Source organism: Pseudarthrobacter quantipunctorum (assembly GCF_045291495.1).
In the GTDB taxonomy this organism is placed as follows: domain Bacteria; phylum Actinomycetota; class Actinomycetes; order Actinomycetales; family Micrococcaceae; genus Arthrobacter; species Arthrobacter quantipunctorum.
The window spans coordinates 1,705,735-1,719,817 of sequence record NZ_CP148033.1; the positions used below are offsets into that span (position 1 = coordinate 1,705,735).

Below are 14,083 nucleotides of genomic sequence, written 5' to 3' on the forward strand. Positions count from 1 at the left end.
ACTAAGGCCGGGACAGGCCCCGCGACTATCATGGGGGAGTGAATTCCGCCCGAGCCGACGTCGTGGTCATTGGCGCAGGCCAGGCGGGGCTTTCGGCCGCGTACCACCTTCAACGCCGCGGCGTGGACCACATAATCCTCGACGCCGAGGACGGTCCCGGAGGTGCGTGGCGGCACCGGTGGAAGAGCCTGCGGATGGAAACGGTCAACGGCATCAGTGATCTTCCCGGAATAGCCAAGCCTGCGGTTGATCCGCGGGAACCCAGCTCGGTATTCCTGGCGCGCTACTTCCGCGGCTACGAAGAGGAGCTGGGGCTGTCCGTCCGGCGGCCCGTGAAGGTCCGGTCGGTCAGCCGGGTGGACGCAGACCCCGCCGGCTTGCTGGGGATCTCCACATCAGGCGGCGACTGGACAGCCAGGGCAGTCATCAACGCCACCGGCACCTGGACCCGCCCGTTCTGGCCCATCTACCCCGGGCAGTCCACCTTCCGCGGACGCCAGCTCCACGTGGCGGACTACGTTTCCGCAGACGAGTTCATCGGGCAGCACGTGATAGTGGTGGGCGGCGGCATCTCGGCCGTGGGCCTCCTTGACGAGATCTCGCGCGTCACCACCACCAGCTGGTTCACCCGCCGGGAACCTGTGTGGCGGAACGAGGAGTTCGACGCCCAGGCAGGACACGACGCGGTGGCCCTGGTGGAGGAACGGGTCCGCAGGGGCCTGCCCCCGCAGAGCGTGGTGTCGGTGACCGGCCTGATCTGGACGCCGGCACTCAAAGCGGCAGCGGCCAGGGGCGTCCTGGACCGGCAGCCGATGTTCTCCTCCATAGAGCCTGGCGGCGTCAGGCTCGCTGACGGAGGTTTCCAGCCGGCAGACGCGATCCTGTGGGCCACCGGTTTCCGTGCGGAGCTGGAGCATCTCGCGCCGCTGCACCTGAGGGGATCCGGCGGCGGGATCGTGATGGAAGGAACCCAGGTAGCCTCGGAACCCCGCGTCCACCTGGTAGGTTACGGACCGTCGTCGTCCACTATCGGGGCCAACCGGGCGGGACGCGCCGCCGTGGCGGCCATCCTGAAACTCCCCGGGATCAGTCCGGCGGCAACACCAGTAAGTTGGGGCTGACGGCTGGGGCCATTGCCCCGTCCCCGGTCCACGCCCGGAAGCAGAAGCACACAGTAAGCCCACAATGGAAGCGGCAGGAACAATTGGCACCACACACTCTTGAGGACGTCTTCAGCGCACTCCGGCGCAGGCCGGATGTGGAAGCGCCCAACCTCCAGGCGTGGGACGCCACGGACCGGCTCCTCCTGGAGACAGCTGCGGAACTCGTGCCGGGCGGAAGCACCATCGCCGTTATCGGGGACCGGTACGGCGCCCTGACCCTCGGCGCCCTGGCCACCCTCGGCCCGGGCGCGGTGCGCGTGCACCAGGACCTGGTCACCGGAGAACGCGCCCTGCGGCTCAACGCGGCCGCACTCCGCAGCGCCGGCCTCCTGCCGGACACCACAGCAGGAATGCCCGACGGCGGCGCCGGGAAAGAGCCCGGCTTCACGCAGGTGCCGCTCGGCCCAGAGCTCCTGGCAGGCGCCGGTGCAGTGCTCCTGCAGCTGCCCAAGACCCTGGCGGAACTGGACGAAATCGCTGCCGCTGTGGCCCGCTATGCCGCCCCGGACGCCACGCTGCTCGCGGGCGGGCGGGTCAAGCACATGTCGCTCAGCATGAACGCTGTGCTGGAACGGCACTTCCGCTCGGTCCGGCCCCAGCTCGCCAAGCAGAAGTCGCGGGTCATCCTGGCGGACGGGCCGCAAGGATCGGGGGAGCCGGAACGCTTTCCCGTCGTCGAACACCTCACCGAACTGGACCTCAGGGTCGCCGCCCACGGTGCCGTTTTCGCCGGCACCAAACTGGACATCGGCACCAGGTTCCTACTGACGTTCTTGCCCAACATAAAAGCTGCGCGGCACGCCGTGGACCTCGGCTGCGGCACCGGAATCCTGGCGGCCATGTACGCGCGGCAGCACCCCGGTTCGCAGGTGACCGCCACGGACCAGTCCGCCGCCGCCGTGGCCTCCGCCCAGGCCACGGCGCAGGCCAACGGCCTGGCCGGGCGCATCACCGTCCTGCAGGACGACGCCCTGAGCACAATGCCGGACGGCAGCGTGGACCTGGTGCTGCTCAACCCGCCCTTCCACGTGGGGGCCGGCGTCCATGCAGGAGCAGGACTGAAAATGATTGAAGCCGCGGGCAGGGTGCTCGCACCCAACGGGGAACTGTGGACGGTCTACAACCGCCACCTGCCCTACCTGCCGGCCCTGGAGCGGCACGTGGGGCCAACCGTGGTGAAGGGCCGGAACCCCAAGTTCACGGTGACCTTGAGCACGCGCCGCAGCACGGGCCCGGCAGGGGCGTAGGCCCTGGCCCGCCCGCGGCCTGCCCGCTGCACTGCCGCCGCGCCGCGCCGTCGTACCGTCCTATGGGTCTCTGACCACGCGTAACGTACGATTCAAGCATCACCATATGTACGTGGCCGAAGACGTTTAGGGGACGCTGTGACTGAGATCCGCCAATCCTCACCGAGGCGCGGAACCAACCTGCCCAAGATGGGGGACTTCAACCTCACGGTGATCCTGGATGCGATCCGCAGGTCCTCCGGCGGCCTGAGCCGGGTGGAACTTGCCCAGATTGTGGGCCTCTCACCGCAGACCATCTCCAACATTTCACGGCGCCTCCTGGACCAGAACCTGATCGTGGAGGCGGGCAAGGAAGGCAGCGGCCCGGGTAAGCCGCGCACCATCCTCCGGCTCAACCCCGGCGGCGTGTTCGCCCTCGGAGTCCATCTCGATCCTGCGGTGACCACGTTCGTGGTCCTGGACCTCGTGGGCTCGGTGGTGCGGCATTCGCGGATCAAGACCCCCGGCGGCAACGACCCCTCTGCGGTCATCACCACCATCGCGGACGAGATCGACCAGTTGGTGGAGGCTTCCGGCGTGGACCGGGAGAGGATTGCCGGCCTGGGAGTCGCCGCGCCCGGTCCCATCGACCTGGACAACGGCACGGTGGTGGATCCTCCGCTGCTTCCCGGCTGGGACAGGGTGGAATTGCGCAGCGCCCTTTCCGAGGCCACCGGATACTCGGTCCTGGTGGACAAGGACGTCACCAGCGCTGCCGTGGCGGAAACCTGGGCCGGTGGCCCCAGCGGTTCCGGCAGCTTCATCTTTATGTACATGGGCACCGGCATAGGCTGCGGCATTGTCCTCAATGATGAGGTGGTCCGGGGAACCTCCGGAAATGCCGGTGAGATCGGCCATATCGTGGTGGACCCGGACGGCGCACCCTGCGACTGCGGCCTGCGCGGCTGCGTGAAATCCACGTGTATCCCGCAGGTGCTGGTGGCGGAAGCGGAAGATGCCGGCATCCTGGACGGCTCCCGTTCAGGGAACAGCGGGGCGGAAATCCAGCAGAGCTTCTCCCGGCTGTGCGACCTCGCGGACCAGGGTAACGAACAGGCCCTTGCCATCATCGACAGGTCGGCGGTGCGGGTGGCCCGTGCCGTGGCCGTGGTGACCAACACGCTGGACGTTGAACGGGTGGTGTTCGGCGGGCCGTTCTGGAGCCGCCTGGCGGACCGGTACCTTGAGAAGGTCCCGGCGCTGCTGGATGCCCACAGCGACACCCGCCTCATCCATCCCATCGAGGTTGTGGGCACGGGCGTGGGGGAGGACGTCGGCGCGATCGGGGCAGCGTCCCTGGTCCTGGAACACACGCTGGCGCCGCGGGCCCAGCGGCTGCTCCTCGAAAGCTGACCGGACCGGCAGCGCGCAGCACCTTGCCTGCCGCAGGACGTCCATCTAGCATGTGCATACTGTGCGGTTTGGGGCCCGCCAACACCAGGGCCGCCGCCATCGACCGAATGGAGCGCCATGCGTCGCCGGGCCCTGAAGACCATGTCCCTGATTGCCGCGGCAACGGTAGCCCTGGCGGCCTGCAGCCCCGGCGATCCGGGCGGTTCGTCCAAAACTCTGAAAGTGGCCTACCAGAAGACGGACTCCTTCACCGCCCTGGACACCATGCTCCAGGCCGCCAAACAGGAGTTTGAGGCGGCGAACCAGGGGGTGACCGTTGAGCTGCAGCCCATCCAGGCCAACGATGACGACTACGGCACCAAACTGGCCCTTGCCCTGCGCTCGCCGTCCACCGCGCCGGACGTGTTCTACGAGGACACCTTCAAAGTCCGCTCCGATGTGGACGCCGGCTACCTCCTGAAGCTGGACAGCCACCTTGAGGGCTGGGAGGAATGGGACACGTTCGACGACGGCGCCAAGGCCGCAGGGCGGGCGGACGACGGCGGGACGTACGCCGTGCCCCTGGGCACCGACACCCGCGCCATCTGGTACAACCGGAAGGTCCTGGAAGCTGCCGGGGTCGCCCTTCCCTGGGAGCCGCGCAGCTGGCAGGACATCCTGGACACGGCTAGGAAAATCAAGGCCAGCGACCCCACGGTCATCCCGTTCAACATGTACGCCGGCAAGGGAACCGGCGAAGGGACGGTCATGCAAAGCTTCTACGAGCTGCTGTACGGCACGGGATCCTCGCTCTATGACGAAGAGGCGGGGAAATGGGTGGTGGGCTCGGCCGGCTTTCAGGACTCGCTGGACTTCCTCAAAACCCTTTATGGCGAACAGCTGGCCGTTTCTCCTGCCGAGGCCCTCGACGCCAACGTGTGGAAGAAAGTGTTCGGCGAATGGCTGCCCAACGGAAAGATGGGCGCCACCGTGGAAGGCTCCTACGCTCCGTCCTTCTGGCAGGACGGCGGAAGCTATGAGTGGCCGGGCTACGAACAGGACATCGGTGTTGCCCCCTTCCCCACCCAGGACGGCCAGGCTCCGGGAGCTGTGAGCATGTCCGGAGGATGGACGCTGGCACTTGGGGCGCAGACCAAGGAGCCGGACCTGGCGTTCAGCTTCCTGACCACGGCGCTCAACGAAAAGAACTCCCTCGCCTTCACCGTGGAAAGCTCCCAGATTGCCGTCCGGAAAGACGTGGCCGCGGACCCCGGCTACCTGGACGCCAACCCGTTCGTCAGGGATGTTTCCGCGCTCGTGTCGGTCACCCGGTACCGCCCGGCAACTGCCGAATACCCCCGCATTTCGGCCGCGGTCCAGGAAGCCACCGAGGCCGTCATCACCGGGACCAGGTCACCCCAGGAGGCAGCGGCGGACTACGATGCCGCAGTGGCGGACATCGTGGGTACCGACAAGACCGTCCGGAAGTAGCGGGTGGGCTCTCCCGCGGCGGCACGGCAACTGCTCCGTTACCTTCCGGTCCTTCCCGCTGTCCTGCTCCTGCTCGTCTTCCTTGCCGGCCCTGTGCTCTGGGCCTTCCATGCATCGCTCACGGACGCGGGCCTCACCGGCCGCAGTGCCCGGAATCCTTCGTGGGTGGGGCTGGAGAACTACCAGCGGCTGCTGGCGGACCCGGTGTTTCCGCTGTCCGTCCTCCTCACGGTGGTGTTCGTTGTGGGTTCGGCGGTGCTGGGCCAGAACCTGCTGGGCCTGGCCCTGGCCGTGCTGATGCGCAGGGCACGGCCGCTGGTGTCCGCCGTCGTGGGCACCGCCGTGGTGGCCGCCTGGGTGCTGCCGGAGATCGTGGCCGCCTTCGCTGCCTACGCCTACTTCAGCGGGGACGGGACCCTGAACCAGCTGCTGGGGAGCCTGGGACTTGTCCGGCAGGACTGGCTGTACGCCTTTCCCATGGTGGCCGTGATGCTCGCCAACGTGTGGCGGGGGACGGCCTTTTCCATGCTGGTGTACCGGGCGGCATTGAATGAGGTTCCGGCCGAGGTGACCGAGGCGGCACAGATGGATGGCGCCCACGGCTGGCAGCGGTTTGTGTTCATTACGCTGCCGATGATCCGGGGGAGCATCACCACCAACCTGATGCTGATCACCCTGCAGACCCTCGCCGTTTTCACGCTCGTGTGGGTGATGACCGCGGGCGGGCCGGCGAACGCCAGCACCACGCTGCCGGTCCTTGCGTACCTGGAGGCTTTCAAGTTCGGGGACATCGGGTACGGGACAGCCGTGGCATCGGTGCTGATCCTGATTGGCGCCGTGTTTGGCCTGGCGTACGTGCGGCTGCTCCGGGAGCCCAGGCCGTGACCGCCCCCGTGAATTCCCTGCGCACCCTTCCGGTCCGGCCTGCGGCTGCCAGGCGGCGCCTCGCCCGCAGTACTCCGGCCGACCTGGTGCTGCTGCTGATTGGCGGCTGCTTCCTGCTGCCCCTGCTCTGGCTCATCCTGGCTTCCCTGGACGCCGAAGCCGGACATGAGCTGAAGCTTCCGGACCGGGCCGGCCTGGATAATTTCGCTACCGTGCTGACGCCGGAGCTGCTGCTCCGGCCGCTGTGGAACAGTGTGCTGCTTTCCGGGGGAACGGCCACGGTCACCGTCGTGGCAGCTGTCCTGGCGGCGTACCCGCTGTCCCGCTACCGGTCCAGGTTCAACCGGCCGTTCATGTACGCCGTCCTTTTTGGGACCTGCCTGCCCATCACGGCCATCATGGTCCCCGTGTACGGGCTCTTCGTCCAGCTTGAACTGCTCGATTCGATGGCAGCCACCATTTTCTTTATGGCCACCACCACCTTGCCCATGGCCATCTGGATGACCCGGAACTTCATGGAGGGCGTGCCGGTGTCGCTGGAGGAAGCAGCCTGGGTGGACGGCGCGTCGCGGATGACGGCACTGCGGACCATCGTGCTGCCGCTGATGAAGCAGGGACTCGGCGTGGTGTTCATCTTTGTGTTCATCCAGGCCTGGGGAAACTTCTTTGTCCCGTTCGTGCTGCTCCTCTCGGAGGCACGGCAACCCGCGGCGGTGTCCATCTTCAGTTTCTTTGGACAGCATGGTGCAGTGGCCTACGGCCAGCTGGCCGCGTTCTCCATTCTGTATTCGCTGCCGGTGCTGGTTCTCTACGTCATCGTGGCCAGGGGCGGCGGCGGTTCCTTTGCCCTGTCCGGAGCGGTGCGGGGCTGAGCCGGCACCGCTGCCGGAAAGGCTGCAGGAACGGTTTCAGTCGATGTCCTCCACCACCACTCCGAACGGAATGGAATCGTCGAGGTGGGCCTGGTGGCCGGTGGAGCCCGGGTTGTAAACCACCCGAACGCCGTGAAGCCTGTCCGCCGCAGACTGCTGCAGGACGGGCTTGACGGTGCTGATGAACATCTCGCTCTTGTCGGCGAGAAACTCCTTGTAACTGGCTGGAAGCTCGCTCATGGCAAAAGGATAGACCCGGCAATGGCTGATGGGGAGGGGTCCCCATTGTCCGGAATGCCGGGCCGGTCTTGGATAGGATGGCGGGCGGAGTGCAGCCGGCCGGCAGCCACGCCCAGTTCAGCCACCAGGGGGAAATCCAGTGCTTTCGACCAGTGCGTCCGCGAGAATCGAACCGTCGGAACTGGCCCGGGCACAGCAGGTGGCGGCGAACATTGCCGCCAGCTTTGACACGAAGGTGGTGGGGCAGTCCCGGCTGCGGGAATCGCTGCTGGTGGGACTGCTGACCGGCGGGCACATCCTTCTGGAAAGCGTCCCGGGCCTGGCGAAAACCACGGCTGCCCAGGCCGTTGCCGAGGCCGTGAGCGCCGATTTCCGGCGGATCCAGTGCACCCCGGACCTGCTGCCCAGCGACATTGTGGGAACCCAGGTCTACGATGCCGCCAAAGGCACGTTCACCACACAGTTGGGCCCGGTCCACGCCAACATTGTGCTCCTGGACGAGATCAACCGTTCCAGCGCCAAAACGCAGAGCGCCATGCTTGAGGCGATGCAGGAACGCCAGACCTCCATCGGCGGCCAGGAGTACCGGCTGCCCTCGCCCTTCCTGGTCCTGGCCACCCAGAACCCCATTGAACAGGAGGGCACGTACCAGCTGCCGGAAGCGCAGATGGACCGGTTCATGCTCAAGGACGTGTTGGACTATCCCTCCCCGGCGGAGGAGGCCGAGATCATCCGGCGCATCGACGCCGGGGTGTACGCACCGGATCAGGTTCCGGCCGCGGCCGCCTCGCTTGAGGCCGTCACCGCCGCCCAGGAACTGGTCCGGCGTGTGTACATCGATCCCGCGGTGATCAACTACATTGTGGGCCTGGTCTTCGTCACCAGGAACGCCCACCAGTACATCGATTCCCGGCTGGCGGGCTTCATTGAGTTCGGCGCCAGCCCCCGGGCCAGTATTGCCTTCAGCCAGGCTGCCCGCGCGGTCGCACTGCTGAACGGCAGGGACCACGTCATTCCCGAGGACGTCAAAACGCTGGCCCACCGGGTACTGCGCCACCGCCTGATCCTGAACTTCGACGCAGTGGCGGAACAAGTGCGGGTGGAAACGGTGATCGACGCCGTCGTCGCTGCCGTCCAGACCCCCTGAGGCCCGCGTGACCAGCCTCCTCCGGCGGGTGAAGTCGGACATGGCCATCTTCGCCCACCGCAAAGCCCGCGGCATGCTTGACGGCGAATACGGTTCGGTATTCCGCGGCCGCAGCCTGGACTTCGATGACCTCCGCGCCTACATCCCGGGCGATGAGGTCCGCGACATTGACTGGAAGGCGTCCGCACGGCACGGTTCGCCGCTGATCAGGCGTTACGTGGCCGTCCGCCGACAGACAGTCATCCTTGTCACCGACACCGGCCGCAACATGGCCGCGGCGTCCCGCAGCGGGGAAACCAAAAAAGACATTGCCGTGATGGGACTGGGCGTCATGGGGTACCTTGCCCACCGGCACGGCGACGTGGTGGGACTGGTGGCCGGCGATTCCGGGGGCACGACGGCGTTGCCCGCCAAGGGCGGCGAGCCTCACCTGGAACGGCTCCTCCGGCAGGTCGCTTCTGCGGCAACACTGGACGCCGCGCCCAGCAGGATCGAGGACCAGCTTGAGCACGTGGCGCGGACCATCAAGGGCCGCAACCTGCTGTTTGTCGTGGCCGACGAGGTGGCGGCGAGCCCGGACACCGGCCAGCTGCTCCGCCGGCTGCGCGCCCAGCACGAGATCCTCTGGCTCACTGTCCGGGATGCGGGGCTCGTCCCGGACGATCCCTTCCTGCGGCCGGTCCAGGAGCCTGACTCCTACAGCGTCTCCGGCTCCTACCCGCTTCCTGCGTACCTGGCCCGGGACCCGGGAATTGCCGCGGCCTATGCCACAGCCGTGGCCGAACGCGACGCCAGCCGGAGAGCTATGCTGCGCCAGGCCGGAATCACGGAGGGTGAGGTGGCAGGCAGCCAGGACGTTCTGGCCGCACTGTTCGCCCTCCTGGAAAGGCACCGCCGTGCAGGCTGACCCCGAATTTTACGGCCCGCTGCAGTATGGCCCGGTATGGATGTGGACGGCCGTGGCGCTGCTGGTCTTGGTGGCCGCCTGGTACGGCTTCGTGCTTGCAGCCACGCGCCGGCCGCGGGAGGCGCGGGGAGCCCAGCGTCCTGCCCAGCTGACGGACCTGGCGGCACTGAAAGCGGCGTACCTGCAGCGGATAGATGACGTGGAACGGGACGCAGCCGCCGGTAAGCGGGGTGCCCGCGACTCCCACCAGGAAATCAGCCTCCTGCTGAGGAAGTTCGTCCGGGACGCCACGGGAGTGGATGCGCCCCGCATGACGCAGGCGGACCTGGCCAGCCATCCCCTTCCAGCGGCCGCGGCCGCCGTCGGGGAGCTGTACCCGGCCGCCTTTGGTCCCGAACCCGTTCCCTCCGTTGCCTCGTCGGCCGCAGCAGCCCGAAGGGCGGTGCAGGCATGGAGCTGATGTGGTGGTGGCTGCTTGCCCCCGCCGCGGTGGCCGTATGCGCAGCCTGGTGGGCAGCCAGGCGGACGAACGGCAACGCCAATGCACGACGGCGCCCGGTGGCCCATGCGGACCGGCTCACCCTCCTTCCGGAATACCAGGCGGCACTGCGGCGGCACCGCCGCCGGCTTACCGTCGCCCTGCTGGCCTGCGCCGCGCTGCTCGCCTCCACGGCGGTTGCCGCCGCCCGGCCCATTGGGGTGGCAACCACGCGGCCCGAACAGCACAACCGGGACATCATGCTGTGCCTGGACACCTCGGGGTCCATGAGCAGCGCTGACGCCGCGGTGGTGGACGTGTTTTCCAAGTTTGCCGCTGAGTTCGACGGCGAGCGGATCGGCCTGACCATCTTTGACAGCACGGCCATCCAGGTCTTTCCGCTGACCGACGACTACCACTACGCCCAGGAGCAGTTGAAGCTGGCACGGGACGCGTTCGACGGCAAGCCCGGCAGTTCCGGGTTCCTGGACGGAACGTGGAGCGGCCGCGGCTCCTCCCTGATCGGGGACGGCCTGGCATCCTGCCTCAACAGTTTCCCGCGCACCGCCGGCCAGGCAGGGGACCGCGATCCCGGCGGCACCCAGGATACCGGCGCCACCCAGGACGCTGCCTCTCCCCAGGATCCTGCCTCTCCCCAGGATCCTGGGCAGGTGCCGCGCTCGCGGTCTGTTGTCCTGGCGACGGACAACTTCCTCTCCGGCGAGCCCATCATGACCCTTGGTGAAGCGGCAGCCCTGGCACGGGACAGGGCCGTTCGCGTTTACGCGCTCAATCCGGGGGACCTCGATTATGGCGCAGGCCCGGACCAGCCTGGAGCGCAGCTGCGGGCCGCGGCAGAGTCCACCGGCGGGGCCTACTACGCGCTGGATAACCCCGAAGCCGTGCCGGGCGTGGTGCGTGGCGTTGAGGAAACGGAAAAAGCGGCGCTTCGCGGCGTCCCCCGGGCAGTTGTGTCCGATGAACCGGGCCTGCCGCTGACCGCTGCCCTCCTGTCCGGGCTGGTCCTCGCGGCCGCCGGCTGGCGGTTGCGGCCATGACCTTCCAACCGGTGCTGCCCTGGTGGCTGCTTCTTCCCCTCATCGCCGCTGCCGTGGCCTTCCTGGGGTGGCAGCTGTACGGCGGGCGGGGGAAAGGCCGGCAGCGGCACGTGGGATCCAGCCGCCGCGCCGGGCTTCGGCATGCCACGCTGGTCCTGCTGCTTGCAGGGGCGGCGCTGCGTCCCGGGCTCCCCGGGGGAATGGCGCCGGCAGCTTCAGCCGACCTCAACGTGTTCTTCGTGGTGGACACCACCACCAGCATGGTGGCCGAGGACTACGGCAACGCGGAACCAAGGATGGCGGGTGTCCGGCAGGACATTGCGGCCATTGCCCAGGAACTGCCCGGTGCACGTTTCTCGGTTATCACCTTCGACACAACCGCCCATGTCCGGATGCCGCTGACCACCGATACGCTGGCGCTCGAAACCATTACGTCCGTCCTCGAGCCGCAGGTGACCTCCTATGCAAAGGGAAGCAGCATCACGGCGGTCCGCCAGGTGTTGTCCGAACGCCTTGCCCTTGCCAGGCAGAGCCACCCCGGGCGGCCCCGGCTTGTGTACTACTTCGGCGACGGCGAACAGACCAGTGCGAAAGCGCCGGAGTCCATGGACCTGGAGGATGGACTCGTGGCCGGGGGAGCCGTGCTGGGCTACGGCACTGCCGGCGGCGGCAGGATGCGGGAGAACACCGGGGAGGATTACGACGACGGTTCCACAGGAGCGGAGGCGCCCTATCTCCGGAACGGCGGCGGTGACGGCGCGGGATATGCACTGTCCAGGATTGATGAAGGCCGGCTCCAGCAGATCGCAGGGCAGCTGGGCGTTCCGTACGTGCACCGGTCCGCCGGGGACCCAGCCGCCCCGATGATGCAGGACGCAAGCCCAGCCACGCTGGATGCCGGCGGCCCCGGAGGCGACGGCCAGGGCGGTTCCCTGGCTGCACGGACCGAGCTGTACTGGATTCCGGCAGCAGCGGCCTTCGTCCTTGGCCTGGGGGAGCTGGTCCTGCTCCTTCGCCAGTTCCGCGAACTCCGCAGGATCCCGGCAGGCCCTCCTTCAAACACGGCTCCTCCACGCTCAGTTCCTCCCCGCACCGTTTCGGCGGCTGCCAAACGGTCCGGCATCCAGAAATCCAGCGGCAACAAGGCGGTGATCCGGTGAGGGCCGCCGAGGACGGCGTGGACCGCAGGGCAGCAAGGCGCCGCCTCCTGGCGTGGTCTGCCATCCCGGTGATCCTTGTGCTTTGCATGGCGGCCAAGCTCCTGAGCCTTGGCCTGCTGGGAGCTCGTGCGGCCAGCGCCTACGAAGCTAACGACGCCGCCTCAGTCCGTTCTGCCGCGGAAGCCCTCCACGTCGCGAACTTCATCGAACCGCACAAGGCGCCCTTCGCGGCCGGCGGCGCCGATGTCCTTGCCGGGGACTATGGCGCCGCGCGGCTCCGGTTCGAGGAGGCACTGCACCTCGTCCCGGCCCGCCAGTCCGGATCGGCCGGGGCCTGCGCCATCAGGGTGAACCTGGTCCTTGCCATTGAGCGGCTCGGCGACGAAAAGCTGAGTGCGGGAGACCAAGGCGCGGCCGCCGCCCTGTTCGGGGAAGCGCTCGCAGCGGTGGCAGCAGCGCCGGAAGGCTGTTTTTCCGACGGGCTTCCGGCAGGAACGGGGAACAGGCTGGCCGGAGCGGAAGCACGGCTGCAGGACAAGCTCGCGGGCACCCGCCAGGAACAGGACCGGGAGCCCGCCCCGGAAACCGGGCAGGAGGAAAGCCAGGGTGAAGACACCCAGGATTCCGCCCGGCAGAGCAAGCTCGAACAACTGGAAGACAGCGCCCGGCAGGCCCAGCGTGAACGCAACAGCGGACGTGAAAGGGAGCAATACCTGGAAGACACCGGTGGCTCTGCCGGCACGGACCGGCCGTGGTAGGGCAGCGGCACGAAGAAAATTCCGTGGGGCACCCCACCAGGACGTAAAAGTGCGTCTTAATTCGGAAGCCAACTTGAAACAGTTCCCTGCCCCTCATAGAGTCTTATACAAGTTACCGAGGTAACGTGTCAGCGATCCTCCTTGTGGAGGGTGTGGGTGCCCCCATGTGGGCCTGACATTTGCTCACGGACAACTTCAATTCAGGCGTAACAGTCGCGGCTGCGTCCTGTGGAGTTCTTCCGTGTTCCCCAAACTCAAATTCATTGCCGGAATGCCGTCGCTTTCGACGGCAGCCCCCAATGGCCCAAAGCCAAGGATGCAAATGTCTCCACCAAGCCTTATTGACACACACCCGAATCTCTCCGACACCGCTCCGGTGGCGCTCTCCTACGAGCTGTTCCCGCCCCGTTCGCCGGCAGCCGCGGAAACCCTCTGGACCACCATCCGGGAACTGGAAACCACCGCTCCGGACTACGTCTCCGTCACTTACGGTGCCAGCGGCTCAAACCGGGACACCGCCGTCGAACTCATCAACCGGCTCCTGCTGGAGACCACCCTCCGGCCGCTGGCCCACCTGACCTGCGTGGGCAACACGCCCCAGGAACTGGCGGGCATCATCGGTGAGCTGCTGGACACAGGTGTACGGGGGATCCTGGCGCTCCGCGGCGACCTTCCCAAGGACGGCGCGGCGCCGGTTGCCGGTTCGCTCCGGTACGCCCAGGACCTGATCGAACTGATCCGCCGCGTTGAACAGCGCCGCTCGGCACTGCTCTGCGCAGGAAAGATCGCGGTGGGCGTGGCGGCGTATCCCACCCGCCACCCGGAGTCGCCCAGCGAGGCGCACGACGTCGAGGTGCTGCTTGCCAAGCAGCGTTCCGGCGCCGACTTCGCCATCACGCAGGTCTTCTTCCACACCGAGCAGTACGCGGACCTCCTCACCAGGGCGCGCCGTGCCGGGGTCACCATCCCGATCATTCCGGGGGTCATGCCCCTCACCAGCCTCCGGCGCGTCCGGCGCCTCGGCGAACTCACCGGCGTGGAGCCCGCTCCTGAGCTGCTGGAGCGCCTGGCATCAGCGGACAACGACCTTGAACGGCTCCGCATTGGTGTCGACGCCACCGTGGACCTTGCCAACGCAGCCCTGCAGGCCGGTGCGCCCGGCATCCACATCTACACGTTCAATGAGCACCAGAGCGCCCTGGAACTGCTGGACAAACTGGCCCTTCCACGGCGCACCCATTCCGGCATCCGCCCGGACGCAGTTGCTCGCCAGCTCGCCAGCTGAACCTCGTACCCCTGCCTCCTC

The 14,083-nt window shown here is 67.5% G+C and carries 14 protein-coding genes; 13 read left to right on the forward strand and 1 reads right to left on the reverse strand.

The features are described 5' to 3' along the window. Window positions 1-38 precede the first annotated feature (38 nt). The 6 genes from WHH00_RS07850 (at window position 39) to WHH00_RS07875 (ending at window position 7,029) form a co-directional block, all read left to right on the forward strand. The gene (locus WHH00_RS07850) at window positions 39-1,121 is read left to right on the forward strand and encodes an FAD-dependent oxidoreductase (protein ID WP_406637860.1); all 1,083 of its coding nucleotides are present in this window, start codon (window positions 39-41) and stop codon (window positions 1,119-1,121) included. 83 nt (window positions 1,122-1,204) lie between these two features. Then, on the forward strand, window positions 1,205-2,410 hold the full coding sequence (locus WHH00_RS07855; protein ID WP_406637862.1) for a class I SAM-dependent methyltransferase: 1,206 nt from the start codon (window positions 1,205-1,207) through the stop codon (window positions 2,408-2,410). A gap of 189 nt (window positions 2,411-2,599) precedes the next feature. After that, window positions 2,600-3,802, forward strand: coding sequence for an ROK family transcriptional regulator (locus WHH00_RS07860; protein WP_231456000.1), 1,203 nt, complete (start codon window positions 2,600-2,602; stop codon window positions 3,800-3,802). 117 nt (window positions 3,803-3,919) lie between these two features. After that, window positions 3,920-5,272: an extracellular solute-binding protein gene (locus WHH00_RS07865; RefSeq protein ID WP_406637864.1), complete on the forward strand. Its 1,353-nt coding sequence runs from the start codon at window positions 3,920-3,922 to the stop codon at window positions 5,270-5,272. 3 nt (window positions 5,273-5,275) lie between these two features. Then, window positions 5,276-6,157, forward strand: a complete 882-nt coding sequence (locus tag WHH00_RS07870; RefSeq protein WP_406637866.1) for a carbohydrate ABC transporter permease — start codon at window positions 5,276-5,278, stop codon at window positions 6,155-6,157. 17 nt (window positions 6,158-6,174) lie between these two features. Then, window positions 6,175-7,029: a carbohydrate ABC transporter permease gene (locus tag WHH00_RS07875; RefSeq protein ID WP_406638532.1), complete on the forward strand. Its 855-nt coding sequence runs from the start codon at window positions 6,175-6,177 to the stop codon at window positions 7,027-7,029. 36 nt (window positions 7,030-7,065) lie between these two features. On the opposite strand, the gene WHH00_RS07880 is transcribed toward WHH00_RS07875, so the two are convergent. Next, window positions 7,066-7,269: a hypothetical protein gene (locus WHH00_RS07880; protein ID WP_066276588.1), complete on the reverse strand. Its 204-nt coding sequence runs from the start codon at window positions 7,267-7,269 to the stop codon at window positions 7,066-7,068. A 139-nt stretch (window positions 7,270-7,408) separates the two neighbouring features. On the opposite strand from WHH00_RS07880, the gene WHH00_RS07885 reads away from it, so the two are divergent. From WHH00_RS07885 to WHH00_RS07915, 7 genes are all read left to right on the forward strand, one after another. Further along, the gene (locus tag WHH00_RS07885) at window positions 7,409-8,416 is read left to right on the forward strand and encodes an AAA family ATPase (RefSeq protein WP_406637869.1); all 1,008 of its coding nucleotides are present in this window, start codon (window positions 7,409-7,411) and stop codon (window positions 8,414-8,416) included. A gap of 7 nt (window positions 8,417-8,423) precedes the next feature. Next, window positions 8,424-9,323 carry a DUF58 domain-containing protein gene (locus WHH00_RS07890; RefSeq protein ID WP_406637871.1) on the forward strand — a complete coding sequence of 300 codons (900 nt, stop codon included), beginning with the start codon at window positions 8,424-8,426 and terminating at the stop codon, window positions 9,321-9,323. Further along, window positions 9,313-9,783, forward strand: a complete 471-nt coding sequence (locus WHH00_RS07895) for a hypothetical protein (protein ID WP_406637873.1) — start codon at window positions 9,313-9,315, stop codon at window positions 9,781-9,783. Before WHH00_RS07890 ends, WHH00_RS07895 begins: the two co-directional genes overlap by 11 nt. Then, window positions 9,774-10,859, forward strand: coding sequence for a VWA domain-containing protein (locus tag WHH00_RS07900; RefSeq protein WP_350002484.1), 1,086 nt, complete (start codon window positions 9,774-9,776; stop codon window positions 10,857-10,859). The genes WHH00_RS07895 and WHH00_RS07900 overlap by 10 nt, the downstream gene beginning before the upstream one ends. Further along, the gene (locus WHH00_RS07905; protein WP_406637875.1) at window positions 10,856-12,019 is read left to right on the forward strand and encodes a VWA domain-containing protein; all 1,164 of its coding nucleotides are present in this window, start codon (window positions 10,856-10,858) and stop codon (window positions 12,017-12,019) included. The genes WHH00_RS07900 and WHH00_RS07905 overlap by 4 nt, the downstream gene beginning before the upstream one ends. Next, complete coding sequence (locus WHH00_RS07910; RefSeq protein ID WP_406637877.1) at window positions 12,016-12,777, forward strand: hypothetical protein; 762 nt, start codon at window positions 12,016-12,018, stop codon at window positions 12,775-12,777. The genes WHH00_RS07905 and WHH00_RS07910 overlap by 4 nt, the downstream gene beginning before the upstream one ends. Window positions 12,778-13,099: 322 nt before the next feature. Then, complete coding sequence (locus tag WHH00_RS07915; RefSeq protein WP_231455922.1) at window positions 13,100-14,062, forward strand: methylenetetrahydrofolate reductase; 963 nt, start codon at window positions 13,100-13,102, stop codon at window positions 14,060-14,062. The last annotated feature ends 21 nt before the right edge of the window (window positions 14,063-14,083 follow it).